20 protein-coding genes are annotated in these 22,379 nt (G+C 71.0%); all 20 read right to left on the reverse strand.

Going from position 1 to position 22,379, the window contains the following annotated elements; translation table 11 throughout:
• Nucleotides 1-4: 4 nt before the first annotated feature.
• The gene (atpA, locus tag ACH4OA_RS27825; protein WP_365872084.1) at nucleotides 5-1,597 is read right to left on the reverse strand and encodes a F0F1 ATP synthase subunit alpha; all 1,593 of its coding nucleotides are present in this window, start codon (nucleotides 1,595-1,597) and stop codon (nucleotides 5-7) included.
• A 142-nt stretch (nucleotides 1,598-1,739) separates the two neighbouring features.
• Nucleotides 1,740-2,555, reverse strand: coding sequence for a F0F1 ATP synthase subunit delta (locus tag ACH4OA_RS27830; RefSeq protein ID WP_365872082.1), 816 nt, complete (start codon nucleotides 2,553-2,555; stop codon nucleotides 1,740-1,742).
• Entirely contained in the window at nucleotides 2,552-3,097 is a 546-nt protein-coding gene (locus ACH4OA_RS27835; RefSeq protein WP_365872080.1) for a F0F1 ATP synthase subunit B, read from the reverse strand. Before ACH4OA_RS27835 ends, ACH4OA_RS27830 begins: the two co-directional genes overlap by 4 nt.
• A 37-nt stretch (nucleotides 3,098-3,134) precedes the next feature.
• Complete coding sequence (locus ACH4OA_RS27840; RefSeq protein ID WP_018544514.1) at nucleotides 3,135-3,383, reverse strand: ATP synthase subunit C; 249 nt, start codon at nucleotides 3,381-3,383, stop codon at nucleotides 3,135-3,137.
• 73 nt (nucleotides 3,384-3,456) lie between these two features.
• Nucleotides 3,457-4,293: a F0F1 ATP synthase subunit A gene (gene atpB, locus ACH4OA_RS27845; RefSeq protein WP_397943558.1), complete on the reverse strand. Its 837-nt coding sequence runs from the start codon at nucleotides 4,291-4,293 to the stop codon at nucleotides 3,457-3,459.
• A gap of 210 nt (nucleotides 4,294-4,503) precedes the next feature.
• Nucleotides 4,504-4,944: a hypothetical protein gene (locus ACH4OA_RS27850; RefSeq protein WP_365872076.1), complete on the reverse strand. Its 441-nt coding sequence runs from the start codon at nucleotides 4,942-4,944 to the stop codon at nucleotides 4,504-4,506.
• Between the two features lie 301 nt (nucleotides 4,945-5,245).
• A complete protein-coding gene (locus ACH4OA_RS27855; protein WP_397943556.1) occupies nucleotides 5,246-6,643 on the reverse strand; it encodes an MraY family glycosyltransferase in 1,398 nt (465 codons plus the stop codon).
• A 128-nt stretch (nucleotides 6,644-6,771) separates the two neighbouring features.
• Nucleotides 6,772-8,010 (reverse strand): serine hydroxymethyltransferase, encoded by a 1,239-nt coding sequence (glyA, locus tag ACH4OA_RS27860; RefSeq protein WP_397971743.1) that lies wholly within the window; start codon nucleotides 8,008-8,010, stop codon nucleotides 6,772-6,774.
• 89 nt (nucleotides 8,011-8,099) lie between these two features.
• Nucleotides 8,100-8,777, reverse strand: a complete 678-nt coding sequence (locus ACH4OA_RS27865; RefSeq protein ID WP_397943552.1) for a protein-tyrosine-phosphatase — start codon at nucleotides 8,775-8,777, stop codon at nucleotides 8,100-8,102.
• Nucleotides 8,774-9,421, reverse strand: a complete 648-nt coding sequence (locus ACH4OA_RS27870; protein ID WP_365880325.1) for an L-threonylcarbamoyladenylate synthase — start codon at nucleotides 9,419-9,421, stop codon at nucleotides 8,774-8,776. Before ACH4OA_RS27870 ends, ACH4OA_RS27865 begins: the two co-directional genes overlap by 4 nt.
• Before the next feature lie 52 nt (nucleotides 9,422-9,473).
• On the reverse strand, nucleotides 9,474-10,319 hold the full coding sequence (prmC, locus tag ACH4OA_RS27875) for a peptide chain release factor N(5)-glutamine methyltransferase (protein ID WP_397943550.1): 846 nt from the start codon (nucleotides 10,317-10,319) through the stop codon (nucleotides 9,474-9,476).
• 34 nt (nucleotides 10,320-10,353) lie between these two features.
• The gene (gene prfA, locus ACH4OA_RS27880; protein WP_397943548.1) at nucleotides 10,354-11,421 is read right to left on the reverse strand and encodes a peptide chain release factor 1; all 1,068 of its coding nucleotides are present in this window, start codon (nucleotides 11,419-11,421) and stop codon (nucleotides 10,354-10,356) included.
• Between the two features lie 109 nt (nucleotides 11,422-11,530).
• Nucleotides 11,531-11,755 carry a 50S ribosomal protein L31 gene (gene rpmE / locus ACH4OA_RS27885; protein WP_316748526.1) on the reverse strand — a complete coding sequence of 75 codons (225 nt, stop codon included), beginning with the start codon at nucleotides 11,753-11,755 and terminating at the stop codon, nucleotides 11,531-11,533.
• 227 nt (nucleotides 11,756-11,982) lie between these two features.
• On the reverse strand, nucleotides 11,983-13,113 hold the full coding sequence (locus ACH4OA_RS27890) for an LCP family protein (protein ID WP_397943545.1): 1,131 nt from the start codon (nucleotides 13,111-13,113) through the stop codon (nucleotides 11,983-11,985).
• A gap of 345 nt (nucleotides 13,114-13,458) precedes the next feature.
• The gene (rho, locus tag ACH4OA_RS27895; RefSeq protein ID WP_397971747.1) at nucleotides 13,459-15,477 is read right to left on the reverse strand and encodes a transcription termination factor Rho; all 2,019 of its coding nucleotides are present in this window, start codon (nucleotides 15,475-15,477) and stop codon (nucleotides 13,459-13,461) included.
• A gap of 421 nt (nucleotides 15,478-15,898) precedes the next feature.
• The gene (thrB, locus tag ACH4OA_RS27900; RefSeq protein WP_365880335.1) at nucleotides 15,899-16,816 is read right to left on the reverse strand and encodes a homoserine kinase; all 918 of its coding nucleotides are present in this window, start codon (nucleotides 16,814-16,816) and stop codon (nucleotides 15,899-15,901) included.
• Between the two features lie 272 nt (nucleotides 16,817-17,088).
• Entirely contained in the window at nucleotides 17,089-18,147 is a 1,059-nt protein-coding gene (thrC, locus tag ACH4OA_RS27905; protein WP_397943541.1) for a threonine synthase, read from the reverse strand.
• A gap of 6 nt (nucleotides 18,148-18,153) precedes the next feature.
• Nucleotides 18,154-19,443, reverse strand: a complete 1,290-nt coding sequence (locus ACH4OA_RS27910) for a homoserine dehydrogenase (RefSeq protein WP_397943621.1) — start codon at nucleotides 19,441-19,443, stop codon at nucleotides 18,154-18,156.
• A gap of 155 nt (nucleotides 19,444-19,598) precedes the next feature.
• Entirely contained in the window at nucleotides 19,599-20,990 is a 1,392-nt protein-coding gene (lysA, locus tag ACH4OA_RS27915; RefSeq protein ID WP_397971749.1) for a diaminopimelate decarboxylase, read from the reverse strand.
• A gap of 53 nt (nucleotides 20,991-21,043) precedes the next feature.
• Entirely contained in the window at nucleotides 21,044-22,141 is a 1,098-nt protein-coding gene (gene nrtL / locus ACH4OA_RS27920) for an ArgS-related anticodon-binding protein NrtL (protein WP_397971752.1), read from the reverse strand.
• Nucleotides 22,142-22,379 lie beyond the last annotated feature (238 nt).

The following is a 22,379-nucleotide window of genomic DNA, read 5'->3' on the forward strand; positions in this document are numbered from 1 at the left end:
TACGTCACTTGGCGGCAGCGGCAGGAGTGTCCTCGCCGAGCAGCTTGCCGTCCGAGGTCTCGAACTGCTTCTTGAAGTCCGCGATCGCGTCGGCGATGGCCGTGAGGGTGTCGTCGGACATCTTGCCGCCCTCGCGGATGGAGGTCATGAGGCCCTGCTCCTTGCGGTGCAGGTGCTCCAGCAGCTCCTTCTCGAAGCGGCGGATGTCGGCGACCGGCACCTCGTCCATCTTGCCGGTGGTGCCGGCCCAGACGGAGACGACCTGGTCCTCGGTGGACATCGGCTGGTACTGGTCCTGCTTCAGCAGCTCGACCATGCGCTGACCGCGCTCCAGCTGGGCCTTCGAGGCCGCGTCCAGGTCGGAACCGAAGGCGGCGAACGCCTCCAGCTCACGGAACTGGGCGAGGTCGACACGGAGGCGGCCGGAGACCTGCTTCATCGCCTTGTGCTGCGCGGAACCACCGACTCGGGAGACGGAGATACCGACGTTCAGCGCGGGACGCTGACCGGCGTTGAACAGGTCCGACTCCAGGAAGCACTGGCCGTCGGTGATGGAGATGACGTTGGTCGGGATGAACGCCGAGACGTCGTTGGCCTTGGTCTCCACGATCGGCAGACCGGTCATGGAACCCGCGCCCTCCTCGTCGGACAGCTTGGCGCAGCGCTCCAGCAGCCGGGAGTGCAGGTAGAAGACGTCACCCGGGTAGGCCTCACGGCCCGGCGGGCGGCGCAGCAGCAGCGACACGGCGCGGTAGGCGTCGGCCTGCTTCGACAGGTCGTCGAAGATGATCAGGACGTGCTTGCCCTGGTACATCCAGTGCTGGCCGATGGCCGAACCGGTGTACGGCGCCAGGTACTTGAAGCCGGCCGGGTCGGACGCCGGGGCGGCGACGATGGTCGTGTACTCCAGCGCGCCGTTCTCCTCCAGCGCGCGGCGCACGCCGGCGATGGTGGAGCCCTTCTGGCCGATGGCGACGTAGATGCAGCGGACCTGCTTCTTCGGGTCGCCCGAGCGCCAGTTGTCGCGCTGGTTGATGATCGTGTCGACGGCCAGGGCGGTCTTGCCGGTCTGGCGGTCACCGATGATCAGCTGACGCTGGCCACGGCCGATCGGGGTCATCGCGTCGACGGCCTTGTAGCCCGTCTCCATCGGCTCGTGCACCGACTTGCGCTGCATGACCGTGGGGGCCTGCAGCTCGAGGGCGCGGCGGCTGTCGGTGTCGATCTCGCCGAGGCCGTCGATCGGGTTGCCGAGCGGGTCGACGACACGGCCGAGGTAGCCCTCGCCGACCGCGACGGAGAGGATCTCACCGGTCCGCGTGACCGGCTGTCCCTCCTCGATGCCGCTGAACTCGCCCAGCACGACCGCGCCGATCTCGCGCTCTTCCAGGTTCAGCGCGAGACCGAGGGAGCCGTCTTCGAACTTCAGCAGCTCGTTCGCCATGGCCGAGGGCAGACCCTCGATCTTGGCGATACCGTCGCCGGCGACGGTGACCGTACCGACCTCCTCGCGCGAGGCCGCGTCCGGCTTGTACGACTGGACGAAGTTCTCCAGCGCGTCCCGGATCTCCTCCGGCCGGATCGTGAGCTCCGCCATCTGGGTTCCCTGCTCTCCTTGTTGGGCCCGAAGTTTCACTTTGGGGGGATGGGGACTCCCCCCAACAGGAGGTGAATCCTCTGCACGGCCCAACCAGGGCCGTAAGTACGTACTGCTTTTTCGAAATATCCGAGGTGCTGCTCTAGCTCGCCATGCGACGGGCGGCCTCGTCCAGCCGGTCCGCGATCGAGCCGTTGATGACCTCGTCACCGACCTGCACCCGGATCCCGCCGACGACCTCAGGGTCGACGTCGAGGTTCAGGTGCATCCGGCGGCCGTAGAGCTTGGTCAGGGCGGCGCCGAGGCGCTCCTTCTGCCCGTCGCTCAGCGGCACCGCCGAGGTGACGACGGCGACCATGCGGTTGCGGCGCTCCGCGGCCAGCCGGGACAGGGACTCCAGTCCCGCTTCCAGGCTACGTCCGCGCGGCGCGGTCACCAGACGCGTCACCAGACGCTCGGTGGCCGGCTTGGCCCGCCCGCCCAGCAGCCGGTGCAGCAGCTCGGACTTGGCCGAGGTGCCGGCGGCGCGGTCGGTGAGCGCGGCGCGCAGACCGGTGCTGGAGGAGACGATCCGGCCGAACCGGAACAGCTCGTCCTCGACGTCGTCGAGGGTGCCGGTCTGCTCCGCGGCCGTGAGGTCGGCGATGTCCGCCAGCTCCTCCAGCGCGTCCACCAGGTCACGCGGCTGCGACCAGCGGGACCGGGCCAGCCCGGACACCAGGTCGACGGTCGCGCCGCCGACCTGGCCGCCGATCAGACGCAGGACCAGCTGGGCCTTCGCCTCCGCGGGCTGCGCCGGGTCGGTGAGGGCCCGGCGCAGTCCGGCCTCGCGGTCGAGCAGCGCGGTGACGGCCGCCAGCTCGTCGGCGAGCTGCGCGGCGGCCACGGACGTGGAGTCCGTCAGCGCGTCGAGACGCTCCCGTGCGGCTGCCAGGGCCTCGCGGCTCGCTCCGTTCATCGCGTGGCCTCGGCCTTCTCCTCAAGCTGGTCGAGGAAGCGGTCGATCACACGGCTCTGGCGGGCGTGGTCCTCGAGGGACTCGCCGACCAGCTTGCCGGCCAGGTCGGTGGCGAGCCGGCCGACGTCCTGGCGCAGCGCGGACGCCGCGGCCTTGCGGTCGGCCTCGATCTGGGCGTGACCGGCGGCGACGATCTCCTCGCGCTGCCGCTGGCCCTCGGCCCGCATCTCGGCGATGAGCGCGGCACCCTGCTCCTGCGCCTCCTGGCGCAGGCGCGCGGCCTCGTGCCGGGCCTCGGCGAGCTGGGCCTTGTACTGCTCAAGGACGCTCTGGGCCTCGGTCTGCGCGGCCTCGGCCTTTTCGATACCGCCCTCGATGGCTTCGCGGCGCTCTTCCAGAACCTTGTTGATGTTCGGGAGGAGCTTCTTGGCGAGGAAGCCGAAGACGATGACGAAGGCGATCAGGCCGATGACGAGCTCTGGGATCGGCGGGATGAGGGGGTTCTCGGCCTCCTCAGCCGCCAGCTGAACCAGGGGGCTCATATCAGTGCCTTTCGTCTATTGGTGCGCGGCGGTCGGGTCAGGAGGCCGGGTAGACGAACGGCATGACCAGACCGATCAGGGCGAGCGCCTCACAGAAGGCGAAGCCCAGGATCTGGTTGGCGCGGATCAGACCGGCCGCCTCGGGCTGACGGGCCAGGGCCTGCGTACCGTTGCCGAAGATGATGCCGACGCCGACGCCCGGGCCGATGGCGGCGAGACCGTAACCGATGGAGCCGAGGTTGCCCTTGATCTGGACGCCGGCGGCAAGGGTTTCGAGAGCGGACATGCCGGTTCTTCCTTCTCTTTCAATGACCGGTGGGGGTTGGCCACCGGATGTCTGGGTGAGTAAGACGGGGGGCTCAGTGGTGCTCGGCGAGCGCGCCCTGAATGTAGCTGCAGGTCAGCAGTACGAAGACGTACGCCTGGACAGCCTGGATGAAGAGCTCGAAGGCGGTCATCACGATGACCATGACGAACGAGACACCGGAGTAGGCGATGCCGATGCCGTTCAGCATGTACCAGCTGGCGATCGTGAAGAGCAGCAGCAGCGTGTGACCGGCGAACATGTTCGCGAACAGTCGCACGGCGTGGGTGAAGGGCCGGACGAGGAGGTTCGAGAAGAACTCGATCGTCATCGACAGCGGCAGCACCGGGCCGAGCGTCTTGTCGTAGCCGGTGAAGTTCTTGAAGGCGCCGACGAAGCCGTGCCGCTTGAACGTCAGCGAGACCCAGGTGATGTACACGATGCCGGCCAGGACGGCCGGGTACGAGATGATCGACGTCACCGGGAAGGCGGCGACCGGGACGATCGACCAGAGGTTCATCATCCAGACGAAGAAGAAGAGCGAGACGACGAGCGGGACGTACTTCTCGCCTTCCTTCTTGCCGATGGTCTCGTAGACGACGCCGCGGCGGACGAAGTCGTAACCGGCCTCGGCCACCAGCTGGAGCTTGCCCGGGACCAGCTTCGGCTTGGCGAAGGCGGCCCAGAAGAAGCCCACGATGATGATGGAACCGAGGAGCGCCAGCAGCATCGTCTTGTTGAAGTACAAGTTGCTGTCCGCGTCGCCCCAGAGCGGCTTGAACAGGAACGAGTGCAGGCCCGGAGCCGGGAAGCCGCACCCGTCGAACAGGTGGCAGCTCGTGTCGAAAGCGAGCGTCTGCGTCGGGTCAGCACTCACCGCGGGCTCCTTCATCGTGGCGCATAGGTACGGCAACCTCGTTGTGTCGGCGCGGCCTGCTGCCGCGGGTCGGCACGGGACTGGTGTTACGGATGTGGGGGCGGCTGTGGGGCATCTCGCCTCGCGAATGAGCAGGCGTCAGCTCAGATGCCCGCGCCCGCGATGCCGCAGTTGGCACCGGACGATAGCAGCATCTCTCGTGCGCCTTTATCCCGGCCCTACCTCTCACGACGAGTGCCCTGTCTTCTCGGGCTTGCCGCCCTTCGACGAGGCCTCGGGATCGACGTAGAGGATCTTCGCCTTCAGGTGGGCACGCGTCTGCGCGGCGATCCACGCGAGGGTGGTGACCACGAGCGCGATGGCGAAGGCGCGGGGGTTGAACAGCGTCGTGTTCTTGAACAGCGCGACGAAGATGACCAGCAGCAGAAGCTGGGCCGCGTAGAGCATCAGGCCCATCATCTGGAACAGCTGGGGAAAGGATTTGGCGGTGCGCTGGAGCACGTAGAGACCGAGTCCCATGAACACGATCACCACCAGCGTCCCCACGACGGCCCCGATCGCTCCCTTGCCACCGGCGACCACAGCGCTGACGACGGCGGTGACAGCGCCGACGGCAGCCGTGGGCACGGCGGCCTGGGTCAGGATCCGGGCGTCATTGGACGGCATGGCGGCAACTCCGCTTTCACAGGGGGCAGGGTGTCGTCATGGACGAGCGTAGTCCCGGGCGGAGTGGTCGAGACCTCACGCCAAGGGACCGTCGCAGTCGGTCCTTCGGCTCTATCCCGGGTTCTCGTGAACCGTATCACAAACTATTTGATGAGGTCTTTACCTGCTGGGTGTGCTCGCTGTCACACATGAGAGTGACAGTGCACGTCTGTGCAGAAACCGCGCCCTCTTGTCTGGTATTGGGGGTCTTTGCTCCCCCACGAGTTGGCAATGCTCTAGTCAGATTCTTACCTTGGCCGCCTCAGCGGCGGCCGACGAAACGCGATCGGGCGCCGATCGCAGTGGCCCCGTTGACCCCCGGCACCCCGGCCGGCACGGCGGTCCGGCCCTCGCTCGGCCCGCCCTCCCCGGCGCTCGAAGAGTCCCCGGCGCCCTCGGTGCCGCCGGTGCCGCCGGCGCCCTCGGTGTCGGCTGCTCCCGCGGTCTCGTCGGGTTCCGGAACCGCCGGGCCGGCCGTCCCGGCGCCGATCCCGCGCCTGCGGTAGCGCGGTGGGACGAAGCGCTGGGCCCACAGCGGTACGCGCGGGGTGAAGCGTGGGAGCAGCAGCAGGCCCAGACCGACCGCGCTCAGGAAGACCACGCCCAGCACGATCCACATGGACGCCGAGTTGACGGAGTACGCCAGCGCCCCGAAACCGATCAGCGCCGACCAGAAGTACATGATCAGCACCGCCCGGCTGTGCGAGTGGCCGATCTCCAGCAGGCGGTGGTGCAGATGGCCGCGGTCGGCGGCGAACGGGGACTGGCCGCGCCAGGTGCGCCGGACGATCGCCAGCACCAGGTCGGCGGCCGGCACGGCGATGATGGTCAGCGGCAGCAGCAGCGGGATGTAGACCGGGACCGTCTGGTGGACCGCCGCCTTCTCCGAGCCCGTGAACAGGGCGAGGGCGTCCGGGTCCACCTGGCCGGTGATCGAGATCGCGCCCGCCGACAGCACCAGCCCGATCAGCATCGAGCCCGAGTCGCCCATGAAGATGCGCGCCGGATGCATGTTGTGCGGCAGGAAGCCCAGGCACATGCCCATCAGGATGGCCGCGAACAGCGTGCCGGGCGCGGCGGCCTCGATGCCGTACGAGTACCAGATCCGGTAGGCGTACAGGAAGAACGCGCCCGCGGCGATGCACACCATGCCGGCCGCGAGACCGTCCAGGCCGTCCACGAAGTTCACCGCGTTGATGGTGATGACCACCAGGGCCACCGTCAGCAGCGTGCCCTGCCACTGGGTCAGCGCGACGTTGCCGACGCCCGGGATGGGCAGCCACAGGATCGTCAGACCCTGCATGACCATCACGCCCGCGGCGATCATCTGGCCGCCCAGCTTGATCAGCGCGTCGATCTCGAACTTGTCGTCCAGGACGCCGATCAGCCAGATCAGCGCGGCACCGGAGAGCAGCGCCCGCGGCTCGTTGGACTTCGCGAAGACCTCGTTCAGGTTCGTCAGGTGGTCCGCGACCAGCAGGCCCGCGCACAGGCCGAAGAACATGGCGATACCGCCGAGCCGCGGAGTGGGTTCCCGGTGCACGTCCCGGGCCCGGATCTCCGGCATCGCCCCGGCCACGATCGCGAACTTCCGTACCGGCCCTGTCAGCAGATACGTCACCGCGGCCGTGATGCAGAGCGTCAGCAGGTATTCACGCACGGGCTTCCCCACAGGTCTCGCTGGCCATCACAGCCCCACACCCTAGCGACGGACGCATATGGATGAGGACTGCCGGGTAGGGATGATGGTTGCACGTGTGGCTGTGCACACCGTCCGGCTACCCCCGCTCAGCCGGGATACGGCGGGAACCGGCCGGTGAGCGCGCGCACCTCCGCGCGCGCCCCGGCGGGCTCGGTCTCCCCGCGCAGCACGGCCGCGAGCAGGGATGCGATCCGCTCCATCTCCGGCTCGCCCATGCCCTGCGTGGTCACCGCGGCCGTCCCCAGGCGCAGGCCCCGGCCGTCACCGTGCGGCAGCACACAGCAGTCCAGCACCAGGCCGGCCGCGAGGAGCCGGGCGCGCGCACCGCGGCCGTCCACACCGAGCGGGGCCGGGTCCGCGGTGATCAGATGGGTGTCGGTGCCGCCGGTGACGACGGCCAGTCCCTCCGCGGCCAGCCGGCCGGCCAGCACGCGCGCGTTGGCGACCACCCGGTGGGCGTAGCCGGCGAACAGGGGTGTCGCCGCCTCGCCGAACGCGACGGCCTTGGCGGCGATGGTGTGCATCTGGGCGCCGCCCTGGGTGAACGGGAACACGGCCCGGTCGACGCGCTCGGCCAGTTCCGGTCCGCACAGGATCATCCCGCCGCGCGGGCCGCGCAGCACCTTGTGGGTGGTGGCGCACACGATGTCGGCGTACGGCACCGGGTTCGGCGCCGCTCCCCCGGCGACCAGTCCGATCGGATGGCCCGCGTCCGCGATCAGATACGCCCCGACCTCGTCGGCGACCGCCCGGAAGAAGGCGTAGTCGGGATGCCGGGGATAGGCGATGGAACCGCACACGATGGCCTTGGGCCGATGGTTTCGCGCCAGGTGACGCACCTGGTCGTGGTCGATCAGCCCGGTCTCCGCGTCCACGCCGTAGCCGACGAAGTCGAACCAGCGGCCGGAGAAGTTGGCCGGCGAGCCATGGGTGAGGTGGCCGCCGTGGGCCAGGCCGAGGGCGAGGACCGTGTCGCCGGGGCGCAGCAGGGCCGCGTAGGCGGCCAGCACGGCCGAGGAGCCCGAGTGCGGCTGGACGTTGGCGTGTCCGGCGCCGAACAGGGCCTTGGCCCGGTCGACGGCGGTGCGCTCGGCGACGTCGGCGAGTTCGCAGCCGCCGTGGTGCCGGGCGCCCGGATAGCCCTCGGCGTACTTGTTGGCGAGCGCCGAGCCGAGGGCGGCGAGCACCGCCGGCGAGCAGAAGTTCTCGGCGGCGATCAGCTGGAGCGTGGTCGACTGCCGCTCCAGCTCGGCCAAGAGGATTTCGGCCATCGCCGGGTCCTGCCGCCGCAGGACATCGGTGTCGTGGGCGGTGCTGACCGGCATGGCGGACTCCGGGCGGTCGACGGTGACGTAACCCCAATGTAGGCCCGGGGTGCGGCGCCCGCGCGGCCGTCACGGCCGTGCGTGTCCGGTCAGGTGTGCGCGGGTACGCCCGTCAGCGCCGTCACCACCGGGTCCAGCGCGTCCCGTATCTCGTCGCCGATGGACCGGAAGAAGGTCAGCGGCGCGCCGTACGGGTCGTACACCTCGTCCGCCTCGGCGGTCGGGGCGAGCAGCCAGCCGCGCAGCGCCGCCGCCGCGCGCACCAGCGCCCGGGCCCGCATGACCACCCCGTCCTCCAGCGGCGGCAGCGTGGCCGGATCTATCGCCCGGACCAGGCGGGTGAACTCCTTCAAGGTGAAGGTGCGCAGCCCCGCCGAGTGGCCCATGGAGATGACCTGGGCGCGGTGGTCGCGGGTGGCGGTGAGCACCAGGTCGGCCCGGATCACGTGCTCGTCCAGCAGCTCGCGGCCGGTGAAGCCGGTGGCGTCCGCGCCGAAATCGGCCAGCACGGTCTCCGCGTGCGACTCCATCGGCGCGCCCTCGTGGCCCCAGGTGCCCGCGCTCTCCACGATCAGCCCGCCGCCGAGCACACCGAGCCGCTCCGCGACGAAGTGCCGCGTCAGCCGCTCGGTGATGGGCGAGCGGCACACGTTGCCGGTGCTGACGTGCAGGATGCGGAAGGTGTCGCGGGGAAACCCGAACGTGGTCGTCTCCTCCGCGCTCCAGCCCCGGGCAGCTATGCCACGCCCCGCCTCAGGGGCCGTCAATTCGCCACCTCGAGGTCGGGTACGACCTTGCGCAGCTCCTCCACGGAGAGCGCGCCCGCGCGCAGCAGGACCGGCACCTCGCGGGTGACGTCCACGATGGACGACGGGACGTTGCCCGGGGTGGGGCCGCCGTCGAGGTAGACGGAGACGGAGTCGCCGAGCATCTGCTGCGCGGCGTCGCAGTCCTCCGGCGCGGGGTGGCCGGTGAGGTTCGCCGAGGAGACGGCCATCGGGCCGACCTCGGTGAGCAGTTCGATGGCGACCGGGTGCAGCGGCATGCGCACGGCGACCGTGCCGCGGGTGTCGCCGAGGTCCCACTGGAGGGACGGCTGGTGCCGGGCGACGAGCGTCAGGGCGCCCGGCCAGAACGCGTCGACCAGTTCCCAGGCCAGCTCGGAGAAGTCCGTGACCAGGCCGTGCAGGGTGTTCGGGGAGCCGATGAGGACGGGCGTGGGCATGTTGCGGCCGCGGCCCTTGGCGTCGAGCAGGTCGGCGACGGCCTGGCCGGAGAACGCGTCGGCGCCGATGCCGTACACCGTGTCGGTCGGCAGCACCACCAGCTCGCCCCGGCGGACGGCGGACGCGGCCTCGCGCAGACCCGTCGCGCGGTCGGTCGCGTCGTTGGTGTCGTATCGCCGTGCCATAACTAGCGGGCCTCCTCGTACACGTACTGCGGGTGGTAGGTCGTCGGGACGGTCACGGCAGCGCCTTGCGGGCGGTGGCGAACCGGGGCCGGTTGTTGAGGTCGGGGTGGTCGGCCGCGTCGGCCCAGCCCCGCTCCTCGGTGAAGATCCACGGCACCTGGCCGCCCTGGGTGTCGGCGTGCTCGATCACGACGACCCCGCCGGGACGCAGCAGCCGGTGCGCGGTGCGTTCGATGCCGCGGATCAGGTCGAGGCCGTCCTCGCCGGAGAACAGCGCCATCTCCGGGTCGTAGTCGCGGGCCTCGGGCGCGACGTACTCCCACTCGGTGAGCGGGATGTACGGCGGGTTGGAGATGACCAGGTCGACCTGGCCGTCGAGGTCGGGGAAGGCGGTGAGCGCGTCGCCCTGGCGCAGGTCGACGCGGGAGCCGGCCACGTTCTTGCGGGTCCACACCAGGGCGTCCTCGGACAGCTCCACGGCGTGCACGCGCGAGCGCGGCACCTCCTGGGCGAGGGCGAGCGCGATGGCGCCGGTCCCGGTGCACAGGTCGACGATGCAGGGCTCCACGACGTCCATGGCGCGCACCGCGTCTATCGCCCAGCCCACCACGGACTCGGTCTCCGGCCGGGGCACGAACACCCCGGGGCCGACCTGGAGCTCCAGATAGCGGAAGTAGGCCCGTCCGGTGATGTGCTGGAGCGGCTCGCGCTGCTCGCGCCGGGCGATGACCTCCCAGTACCGGGCGTCGAAGTCGGCGTCCTTCACGGAGTGCAGTCCACCGCGCTTCACGCCGTGCACGAACGCGGCCAGCTCCTCCGCGTCGTTGCGCGGCGAGGGCACACCGGCGTCGGCCAGCCGCTGGGTGGCCTGGGCCACCTCGGCGAGCAGCAGGTTCACGCGAGTCCTCCGTGTCGTACTCGTCGGTACGGTCTTACGCGGCGGCCAGTTTCGCCGCCGAGTCGGCGTCGACGCAGGCCTGGATCACCGCGTCGAGTTCGCCGTCCAGGACCTGGTCCAGGTTGTACGCCTTGAAGCCGACGCGGTGGTCGGAGATGCGGTTCTCCGGGTAGTTGTAGGTGCGGATCTTCTCGGAGCGGTCGACGGTGCGCACCTGGCTGCGGCGGGCGTCGGCGGCCTCCCGCTCCGCCTCCTCCTGTGCCATGGCGAGCAGCCTGGAGCGCAGGATACGCATCGCCTGCTCCTTGTTCTGGAGCTGGCTCTTCTCGTTCTGGCAGGAGGCGACGACACCGGTCGGCAGGTGGGTGATGCGCACGGCGGAGTCGGTGGTGTTCACGGACTGGCCGCCCGGTCCGGAGGACCGGTAGACGTCGATGCGCAGGTCGTTCGGGTTGATCTCGACGTCGACCTCCTCGGCCTCGGGGGTGACGAGGACACCGGCAGCGGAGGTGTGGATGCGGCCCTGGGACTCGGTCGCCGGGACGCGCTGCACGCGGTGCACGCCGCCCTCGTACTTCAGCCGGGCCCAGACGCCCTGGCCGGGCTCGATCTGCCCGCGGGCCTTCACCGCGACCTGGACGTCCTTGTAGCCGCCCAGCTCGGATTCGGTGGCGTCGATGATCTCGGTCTTCCAGCCGACGCGCTCGGCGTAGCGCAGGTACATCCGCAGCAGGTCGCCGGCGAACAGCGCCGACTCGTCGCCGCCCGCGCCCGCCTTGATCTCCAGGATGACGTCCTTGTCGTCGCTCGGGTCGCGCGGCACGAGCAGCAGGCGCAGCTTCTCGGTCAGCTCCTCGCGCTGCTTGTCCAGCTCCTTGACCTCGGCGGCGAAGTCGGGGTCGTCGACGGCCAGCTCGCGCGCGGTCGCGACGTCGTCACCGGTCTGCTTCCAGGAGCGGTACGTGGCGACGATCGGGGTCAGCTCGGCGTAGCGCTTGTTCAGCTTGCGCGCGTGTGCCTGGTCGGAGTGGACCGACGGGTCGGCGAGCTTCTTCTCCAGGTCGGCGTGCTCGGCGACGAGTTCCTCGACGGCCTCGAACATCTTGGGCTCCTGATACTGCGGTGACGGGAAGGGCGGGCGACCAAAAACGCCGGTCCCGGGCACACCCCCGGGAACAGGGTGGGACCGTGGACCGGCGAAATGGGGCTCGCTACTTCTTGGAGCCGGCGGCAGCCTTGCCGAAGCGGGCCTCGAAGCGGGCCACACGGCCACCGGTGTCGAGGATCTTCTGCTTGCCCGTGTAGAACGGGTGGCACTCGGAGCAGACCTCGGCCCGGATGGCGCCGGACTCGATGGTGCTGCGAGTGGTGAACGACGCGCCGCAGGTGCAGCTGACCTGCGTCTCGACGTACGCGGGGTGGATGTCGCGCTTCAAGGTGTCTCCTAGGTTTCGGGAGGGCGCCGGGTCGCCGCCGCGGGATGCGGGAGCGTGAACCGGAGCCGACGTACCAGTCTGCCAGGACTGGTGCCATCCTCCCAAACCGGGGGTGCGGCCGTTCTATTCCTGCGGGCGGACGGCGGGGGCGCCGGCCGGGGTGCCGGGGGCCCGCCGTGGGCGGATGCGGGCGCGTTGTCGCTGGTCCGGCGGTTGCCCGGGCTTCCTCAGGGGGCACTGACGACGTTCTTGGCCTCGCCGGTGGCCGTGCCCCGGGTCGCCGCCTCCGGGATCGGCCTGTCGCTGCGCAGCGCGTTCCAGACCAGCTGGGCCTTGGCCGTGTCCAGCAGGACGCGGTTGGGGTTGGCCGGGTCGTACTGCACCGGCATCGTGACCATCTTCATATGGGACGGGCCGATGCCCTTGAGGCCGTCCGCGAAGTCGATCAGCGAGTTGACCGAGCCGAGGTCGGAGTCGGTGGTGACGGCCTTGGTGGCGGTGTCGGCGAGGTGGTAGAGCCGCTTCGGGTCGGTGAACACGCCGACGTGCTTGACCTGGTCGATCAGCGCCTTGATGAACGCCTGCTGGAGCTGGATGCGGCCCAGGTCGGAGCCGTCGCCCACGCCGTGCCGGGTGCGGACCAGGCCGAGGGCCTGCCGGCCGTCCAGCGTGTGGGTACCGGCCGTGAGGTCGAGGTGGCTCTGCGGGTCGCGGATGTCCTCGGTGGTGGTGAGCCGGACGCCGCCGAGATCGTCGATCAGCTGCTGGAAGCCGTCGAAGTCGACCTCCAGGTAGTGGTCCATGCGGATGCCGGTGAGGGACTCCACGGTCTTCACCGCGCAGGCCGCGCCGCCGGTGGAGTACGCCTCGTTGAACATCACGCCGGAGGCGGCCGGGTGGCTGGTGCCCCGGGTGTCGGTGCACTCGGGCCGGTCGACGAGGGTGTCGCGCGGGATGGAGACCACGCCGGCCCGCTGGTGGCCCTCGTAGACGTGGACGATCATCGCGGTGTCGGAGCGGGCGCTGCCGTCGTCCGCGCCGCCGCCCAGCTTCTTGTTGTTGCCGGCGCGCGTGTCCGAGCCGAGGACCAGGATGTTCTCGGAGCCGTTGTCGGCCTTCGTGGGCCGGCCGGCGCCGAGGGCCTGGTTGAGGTCGACGCTGTGCAGGTTGCCGTTGAGCTTGAAGTACACGTACCCCACACCGGTGCCGCCCAGCACGACGATGCCCGCGGCCGTCCAGGCCGTCGCGCGCAGGACCTTGCGGCCCGCGCTGGGGGCCTTGCGGCGGCGCCCCTTGCCCCGGCGGCGGGGCCCGGTCGGGCCCGGCTCGGTTATGGCGGGCGTGCTCTCGGCGGCCACATCGCTCCTAGGTCTCGGTGGTCGGGTACCCCCTGCGGTCAGGGTCGGGCGCGGTCGTCACCGCTCCATCGTCGCTCCGCCCGGTCAGACGGGGAAACTCGGGAAAGGGTTGCACAACGCACAGTGGCCCTCGCGTGGCGCGCTGTGCACGCTCCGTAGCGACGGTATCCGGGCATACGGCGCTCACCTGCGGTTTCACCCCTGCGGGCAGAGCGTCCGCCCACCGGCGCACGGCACGTTCGCTGTGGTGAAGATCTCGCTTGCGCAAGCCCCGGTGAACGGCGGACGGCCGCCCCCCGTCGCTGGTGGACGGGGAGCGGCCGCGTGTGCCTGTCGGGGGCTCGGTCAGTCGCCGTTGCCCGGCGACGGCGTCGTCTTCTGGATCTGCATCAGGAACTCGCCGTTCGACTTCGTCTGCTTCATCTTGTCGAGGAGCAGCTCGATCGCCTGCTGCTGGTCCAGCGCGTGCAGCACCCGGCGCAGCTTCCAGACGACGGCCAGTTCCTCGTTGCCGAGCAGGATCTCCTCCTTACGGGTACCGGACGCGTCCACGTCCACCGCCGGGAAGATCCGCTTGTCCGCCAGCTTGCGGTCCAGCTTCAGTTCCATGTTGCCGGTGCCCTTGAACTCCTCGAAGATCACCTCGTCCATGCGGGACCCGGTGTCCACGAGAGCCGTGGCGAGGATGGTCAGCGAGCCGCCGTCCTCGATGTTGCGCGCGGCACCGAAGAACCGCTTCGGCGGGTAGAGCGCGGTCGAGTCGACACCACCGGACAGGATGCGGCCGGAGGCCGGCGCGGCCAGGTTGTAGGCACGGCCCAGACGCGTGATCGAGTCGAGCAGCACGACGACGTCGTGACCCAGCTCCACCAGTCGCTTGGCCCGCTCGATGGCCAGCTCGGCGACGGTGGTGTGGTCCTCGGCCGGGCGGTCGAAGGTCGAGGAGATGACCTCGCCCTTCACCGACCGCTGCATGTCGGTGACCTCTTCCGGACGCTCGTCGACGAGGACGACCATCAGGTGGCACTCGGGGTTGTTGTGCGTGATCGCGTTGGCGACCGCCTGCATGATCATGGTCTTGCCGGTCTTCGGCGGGGCCACGATCAGACCGCGCTGACCCTTGCCGATCGGCGAGACCATGTCGATGATCCGGGTGGTGAGCACGCCCGGGTCGGTCTCCAGGCGGAGCCGGTCCTGCGGGTAGAGCGGGGTCAGCTTGTTGAACTCCGGACGGCCGCGGCCGTGTTCGGGCGCCATGCCGTTGACGGAGTCCAGCCGGACCAGCGCGTTGAACTTCTCGCGGCGCTCGCCCTCCTTGGGCTGGCGGACCGCGCCGGTGACGTGGTCGCCCTTGCGCAGGCCGTTCTTGCGGACCTGGGCGAGGGAGACGTACACGTCGTTCGGACCGGGCAGGTAGCCGGAGGTCCGGATGAAGGCGTAGTTGTCGAGGATGTCCAGGATGCCCGCGACCGGGATCAGGACGTCGTCGTCGGCGAGCTGCGGCTCGGGGGCGATCTCGTCACGGCCGCGGCGGCCCCGGCGGTCGCGGTAACGGCCGCGACGGCCACGCCGGCCGCCCTCGAAGTCGTCGTCGTCCTGCCGGCTGTCCTGACGGCCGCCCTGCTGGCCCTGCGGCTGACGCTGCTGGCCGCCCTGCTGCTCGTCGCCCTTGCCACGGCGGTCGCGGTCGCGGTCCCGGTCGCGGTCACGGTCCCGGCCGCGCTCGCGGCGGTCGCGGCGGCCACGGCCGTCGCCGTCACCGGCGTCGCCCTTGGCGGCCTCGCCCTGCTGCGGCTGCTGCGCGGGCGTCTCGGCCTTCGGCTCGCTCTTGGCCTCGGCGGCGACGGTGTCGGTGCCGTTCCCGGCCGGGCTGCCGGCATCGGCCGTGGCCCGGCGGCGGCGCCGCTCGCCCGGGGCGTCGTCCGCCCCGCGCTCGGCGTCGCGGGTGGTGCCCGGCTGGCCGGGGATCTCGATCTGCTGCTGGGCCGCGGCCTTCTCGGCGGGGGCCGCAGCGGCCTTGTCCGCCTTCTTCTCGGCGGTCTCCTCGCCGGTGCGGGTCCGCGAGGTGGCCCGGCGCTTCGGCTTGGTCTCGGCGGCGGTGTCGGCCTTGGCGGCGGCGGGGGCTCCCCCGGCGGCCTGCGCCTCCTTGATGACCTCGATCAGCTGGCTCTTGCGCATCCGCGCGGTGCCCCTGATCCCGAGGCCCGAGGCGACCTGCTGCAGCTCGGCCAGCACCATGCCCTCGAGGCCGGTACCGCGGCGCCGCCGGGAGCCGGCACCGGTGGCAGGCGCGGAGGCGTCCGTGGCGGGCGCGGCAGCGGTCTCCTCGACACGTGCGCCCATCAGATCGGTGGTGTCGCTCACGAAGGGTCCTTCCCTGGAGCGGACGTCGGCCTGTCTGGCTCGGCGACCGGTTGTGCTGTCCGGCTACGGTTCTGTCTTCGGTGAACCGTGCCGGGGCGGTGGTCCGCCAAAGCGGCGGAAGAAATGTGCGGTGATGGCGCTTCCGCGAGTCGTGGCACCGAGTGTCACGTGGCGTGGTAGCACCGGTTCCGGAGCTCCCCCACAAGGGGTACCCCCACCGGCGGCCCGCTCAGTGCTCGCATACGCCGTACTGCCCAGGTACGGCGCAGGGAACACGGAGTGGCGCGGGAGGCTCCCGGAAGAATGTCTGTCCCGGAGGGGGACACGAGGCACCTCGCCATGGTGGGGTCGGGTGCAGACTTGAGATTAACACTACCGGATCCAACAAACATTCCCCCTCTCGAAATCCGGCAACCGTGTGTCAGGTCGCAAGCGGCAGCACGCTCGCTCCCCGTACATCCAGGTCCAGCCGGTTGGCGGCCCAGCCGTCGCCCGCGAGGTGGGCCACCTTGTCGGCGCTGCCGGTGTCGGCGAGGGCCATGACGGTGGGTCCGGCGCCGGAGATCACGGCCGGGATGCCGTCGGCGCGCAGCCGCTCCACCAGTGCGGCGCTCTCGGGCATGGCCGGCGCGCGGTACTCCTGGTGGAGACGGTCCTCGGTGGCGGCGAGCAGCAGCTCGGGACGCCTGGTCATCGCCTCGACCAGCAGGGCGGCGCGGCCCGCGTTGGCGGCGGCGTCGACATGCGGCACGCTGCGCGGGAGCAGACCGCGCGCGGTCTCGGTCAGCACCGGTTTCCCGGGCACGAAAACCACCGGAACGATGGAATCGTGCGGGTCCATCCTGATGGCGCGGGCCATGCCGCCCTCCATCCAGGACACGGTGAAGCCGCCGAGCAGACAGGCGGCCGCGTTGTCCGGGTGGCCCTCGATCTCCGTGGCCAGTTCCAGCAGCGCCGCGTCGTCGAGACGGGCCTCGCCGCCTATGGTCACGGCGCGCGCGGCGACGATGCCGGCGCAGATGGCGGCGGAGGAGGAGCCCAGGCCGCGGCCGTGCGGGATCCGGTTGGCGCAGACGATCTCCAGGCCGCGGGGCTGTCCGCCCAGCAGGTCGAAGGCGGTCCGCAGGGAGCGGACGAGCAGATGGCTCTCGTCCCGGGGCAGGGTCTCGCTCCCCTCACCCGCGATGTCGATGTGCAGCCCGGAGTCGGCCACCCGGACGACCACGTCGTCGTAGAGCCCCAGCGCGAGGCCCAGGGCGTCGAAGCCCGGACCGATGTTGGCGCTGGTGGCGGGGGTGCGCACCCGGACGGCGGCGGCGCGGAAAGCTGGACCGGCCATCGCTCGAAGACTCTCCTTGAGCTGCGTGACGGTTGAATGGCGCTCGATGGCGTTCGAGGGCCGTTCGGTGGACTGCCGACGACTGATGTACGAGGACCCGTCGGGCCGCGGAGGCGGCGCGGCACCGTGCCGGACGCGGGGAAAGGTGCGGCGGCGGGTTGGTTACAGCCTATCGAAGGAAGGTTCTGCGGCGACATAGGGCGCACAGGCGGCGCACGATGCGTGTCGTATGCCCCCTGTGCACCCTGACCGGGACCGGGGTCCCGGGCCGCTCAGGCGAGGCCGAGGCGCTCGGCCGCGGTGGCCGCGTCGACCGGGACGGTGACCGGCTGCGGGGCGCCGGCGACGGCCCAGTCGGGGTCCTTCAGGCCGTTGCCGGTGACGGTGCACACGATGCGCTGGCCGGGGTCGACCCTGCCCTGCTCGGCGGCCTTGAGCAGACCGGCCACGGAGGCGGCGGAGGCGGGCTCCACGAAGACGCCCTCCTGCGCGGCCAACAGACGGTAGGCGCGCAGGATCTCACGGTCCGTCACCTCGTCGATGACACCGCCGGACTCGTCCCGGGCGGCCAGCGCGTAGTTCCAGGACGCGGGGTTGCCGATCCGGATGGCGGTGGCGATGGTCGACGGGTCCTTGACGACCTCGCCGCGCACGATCGGGGCGCTGCCGGACGCCTGGAAGCCCCACATGCGCGGGGTCCGGGCGGCGATGCCGTCCGCGGCGTACTCCCGGTAGCCCTTCCAGTACGCGGTGATGTTGCCCGCGTTGCCCACCGGCAGGACGTGGATGTCCGGCGCGTCGCCGAGCATGTCCACGATCTCGAAGGCGGCCGTCTTCTGGCCCTCGATGCGCACCGGGTTCACCGAATTCACCAGCGCCACCGGGTAGTTCTCGCTGAGCGCCCGGGCGAGCGTGAGGCAGTCGTCGAAGTTGCCGTCGACCTGGAGGATCTTCGCGCCGTGCACGAGGGCCTGGCCCATCTTGCCCAGGGCGATCTTGCCCTGCGGCACCAGCACGGCGGAGACCATGCCGGCGCGTACGGCGTAGGCCGCGGCGGACGCGGACGTGTTGCCGGTCGACGCGCAGATGACGGCCTTCGCCCCCTCCTCCTTGGCCTTGCTGATGGCCATGGTCATGCCGCGGTCCTTGAAGGACCCGGTCGGGTTGGCGCCCTCCACCTTCAGGTGGACCTCGCAGCCCGTGCGCTCGGAGAGCACCTGCGCGGGCACGAGAGGCGTGCCGCCCTCGCGGAGCGTCACGACCGGCGTGGTGTCGGAGACCGGAAGCCTGTCCCGGTACTCCTCGATGATTCCGCGCCACTGGTGGGTCATTGCTGGTTACTCTCCTTCAACCCGCATGATGCTGGCGACACCCCGCACGGTGTCCAGCTTGCGCAGTGCCTCGACGGTCCCGGACAGGGAGGCGTCGGAGGCCCGGTGGGTGACGACGACGAGAGAGGCCTCGCCGTCCTTGCCCTGCTGCCGAACGGTGTCGATCGACACCCCGTGCTCGGCGAAGACGGTGGCGACCTGGGCGAGCACGCCCGGCTTGTCGGCCACGTCCAGGCTGATGTGGTACCGGGTGACGACCTCGCCCATTGAGGAGACGGTCAGGTCGGCGTAGGCCGACTCGCCGGGTCCGGTGGTGCCGTTCAGCCGGTTGCGGCAGACGGCGACGAGGTCGCCGAGGACGGCGGAGGCGGTGGGCGAGCCGCCCGCGCCGGGGCCGTAGAACATGAGCTGTCCGGCCGCGTCGGACTCGACGAAGACGGCGTTGTAGGCGCCGCGCACGGAGGCCAGCGGATGGCTCAGCGGGATCATCGCGGGGTGCACGCGCGCGGTGACCGACCTGCCGTCCTTGGACCGCTCGCAGATGGCGAGCAGTTTGATGGTGCAGCCCATCTCCTTGGCGGAGCGGAAGTCGGCGGCGGTGACCTCGGTCATGCCCTCGCGGTAGACGTCGTCCAGCCGGACCCGGGTGTGGAAGGCGATGCCGGCGAGGATGGCGGCCTTGGCGGCCGCGTCGAAGCCCTCCACGTCGGCGGTCGGGTCGGCCTCGGCGTAGCCCAGGGCGGTGGCCTCGTCCAGGGCCTCCTGGTAGCCGGCTCCCGTGGAGTCCATCTTGTCGAAGATGAAGTTGGTGGTGCCGTTGACGATGCCGAGGACGCGGTTGACCTTGTCGCCGGCGAGCGACTCGCGCAGCGGGCGGATCAGCGGGATGGCACCGGCGACGGCGGCCTCGTAGTACAGGTCCCGGCCGTGTTTCTCGGCGGCGGCGTGCAGGGCGGCGCCGTCCTGGGCGAGCAGCGCCTTGTTGGCCGAGACGACGGAGGCGCCGTGCTCGAAGGCGGTGGTGATCAGCGTCCGGGCCGGCTCGATACCGCCGATGACCTCGACCACCACGTCGACGTCCTCGCGCTGGACGAGGGCGGTGGCGTCGGTGGTGACCAGCGCGGGGTCGACGCCCTCGCGCACCTTGCCGGTACGCCGTACGGCGACGCCGGCCAGCTCGACCGGGGCCCCGATCCGGGCGGCGAGGTCGTCGGCGTGCGTCGTCATGATGCGCGCCACCTCTGAGCCGACCACTCCACAGCCCAGCAGCGCCACTTTCAGCGGACGCGTACGCATCATCCGACCTCGTTTCCTCATACCGTCTACGGTTCGATTAGTCTCACTCACCGGACGGGAGTATCTACCCTTCGTCCGGATCGTGAGACATTATTTTCATTTCAACGGGGGCCGAAGACCGCAGATCTTCCGCCCCCGCGGTGCTGGGACGCGCGTCACCCGACGTCGAGACGCAGGAGGTCCTCCTCCGTCTCCCGCCGGACGATCACCCGGGCCTCGCCGTCCCGTACGGCGACGACGGGCGGCCGGAGCACGTGGTTGTAGTTGCTGGCCATCGAGCGGCAGTACGCGCCGGTGGCCGGCACCGCGATCAGGTCGCCCGGAGCCAGGTCCGCCGGCAGGAACGCGTCCTTCACCACGATGTCCCCGCTCTCGCAGTGCTTGCCGACGACCCGGGCGAGCATCGGCTCGGCGGTGGAGACGCGGGAGACGAGCGCCACGGTGTACTCGGCGTCGTACAGCGCGGTGCGGATGTTGTCCGACATGCCGCCGTCGACGGAGACGTACGTCCGCAGCCCGTCCAGCGGCTTGACCGTGCCCACCTCGTACAGCGTGAACGCCGTCGGCCCCACGATGGCGCGGCCGGGCTCGACGGAGATCCGCGGCGTGCGCAGCCGGGCGGCCTCGCACTCGCGCGTGACGATCTCGGTGAGCGCCTTGGCGATCTCGTGCGGCTCACGCGGGTCGTCGGCGCTCGTGTAGGCGATGCCGAGCCCGCCGCCGAGGTCGATCTCCGGCAGCTCCACGCCGTGCTCGTCCCGGATGTCCCTCAGCAGCCCCACGACCCGGTGCGCGGCGACCTCGAACCCGGACATGTCGAAGATCTGCGAGCCGATGTGCGAGTGGATGCCGATCAGTTCCAGCCCGTCCAGCCGCAGGGCCCGCCGTACGGCCTCCGCGGCCTGCCCGCCGGCCAGCGGGATGCCGAACTTCTGGTCCTCGTGCGCGGTGGCGATGAACTCGTGCGTGTGCGCCTCGACGCCCACCGTGATCCGGATCTGCACCCGCTGCCGCTTGCCGAGTTCCTGGGCGGTGTGCGCGACCCGCGCGATCTCCTGGAAGGAGTCGAGCACGATCCGTCCGACGCCCGCCTCGACGGCCCGGCGGATCTCCGCGCCGGACTTGTTGTTGCCGTGGAAGGCGATGCGCTCGGCGGGCATCCCGGCGGACAGCGCGGTGGCCAGTTCTCCACCCGAGCAGACGTCGAGATTGAGCCCTTCTTCGTGCAGCCAGCGCACCACGGCCCGGGACAGGAACGCCTTCCCGGCGTAGAACACGTCGGCGTCCGGACCGAACGCGGCGCGCCAGGCGCGCGCCCGGGCCCGGAAGTCGGTCTCGTCCAGGACGTAGGCCGGCGTGCCGAACTCCTCGGCGAGCCGGGTGACGGGGATACCGCCGACGGCGGCCACCCCGTCGTCGCCGCGCGTGACGGTCTGGGCCCACACCTTCGGGTCGAGGACGTTCAGGTCGGCGGGCGGCGCGGAGTAGTGCCCCTCGGGCAGGACATCGGCGTGGCGGGGCCCGGCGGGATGGGCGGAACGGCTCATGACGTGACTCTCAGACTCTCTGTCTCTCTCCGGGCGCGCATCTGCCTGACGCCTCAGAGATGTTCGGGTGCGTCGATGCCGAGCAGGGACAGGCCGCCGGCCAGCACCTGCCCGGCTGCTTCGGCGAGGGCCAGCCGGGCACGGTGGGCGGCCGAGGGTTTCTCCTCACCGACGGGAAGCACGGAAGGCAGCAGCGGCAGCACGGCATCGGCGACGGTCACGAGATGCCGGGCAAGCCGGTCCGGGGCACGGTGGGTGGCGGCCGCGGCGAGGATACGGGGGTGGTCGGCGAGCGGGGTCAGCAGACCGGCACCGGCCTCGGTCCCCAGGGGACCGGGCTCGGCGGCGAAACCGAGACGGGAGGCGTTGCGGCTGAGCGACCGGACGCGGGCATGCGCGTACCGCACCCGGAACAACGGATTGCCCTCCCGCTGCACGAGATGCTCCGCACTGATCCGGGGCCGGTCGTGCGGAGCGGGATGGAGCAGCGCCCAGCGAGCGGCGTCCCTCCCCAGGGGGGAGGGGTCCTGGGGGGCGGGTCGGGGGCGGAGGGGGGTGGGGTGGGAGGGCGGCCCGGTGAGGGGGTCATGGTCGGCGGCGCGGCGGGCGCTCAGCGGACTGATGGATCCAGCGTGCCCGACGGTGGCAGGGTCGTCGCCCTGCCTGCCGGCGGGCTCGTGCTCGTGCTCGACGACGGCACGCCCACCCTGCGCACGGATGAGGCGTACGACGACGTCGGCGACGGCCTCGGCCCGCACCTCGTACGGCACGAGCAGCGTGACGACCTGACCGGCGAGGGCGTCGCCGTGTCCGTACCGGGCGCCCTTCTCGCGGATCTCCCGGACCAGCGCGGCGACGGGATCGACCCGCGCGTCCAGGCTGATGTTGAGGAACCCGGGCCCGGTGACGACGACGTCCCGGATGCCCTCGGTACCGACGAGCCGCGCCCGCAGCACCTCGGCGACCCTGCGCGCCGGCTGCCCGGCCGACGGGGCCAGCCGCAGCGCGACGGCGGTGGCGAAGTCCCCACACCCTCCGGGCCCCGGCTCCCCCACCACGACCCGCTCGGGCACGGTCACATTCAGCTCCCCGTCATCGACAGCACGACGCACCGCGCACAACACGGTACGGGAGAGCTGGGCGGGGGTCACGGGACAAGCGTAGGCGAGGAGGAGGGCGAGTCGGCGAGGTGGTAGGGGACGGGGGTGCGGGTGGAGGGGGCGGGTCGGGGACGGCCAGGGGTGGGGGGTGCGCGCGGAGGGGGCGGGTCAGGGACTGCCAGGGGCGGGAAAGGTCAGGGGTGAGGCAGGGGCAGGCCGGGGGGCGGCTCGGGGGCGGCACCGACCAGGCCCCCGTCTCTGCCCCCGTCCCCGTGCGGACCCCCGACTC

The organism is Streptomyces sp. NPDC017095 (assembly GCF_044332325.1).
GTDB lineage: Bacteria > Actinomycetota > Actinomycetes > Streptomycetales > Streptomycetaceae > Streptomyces.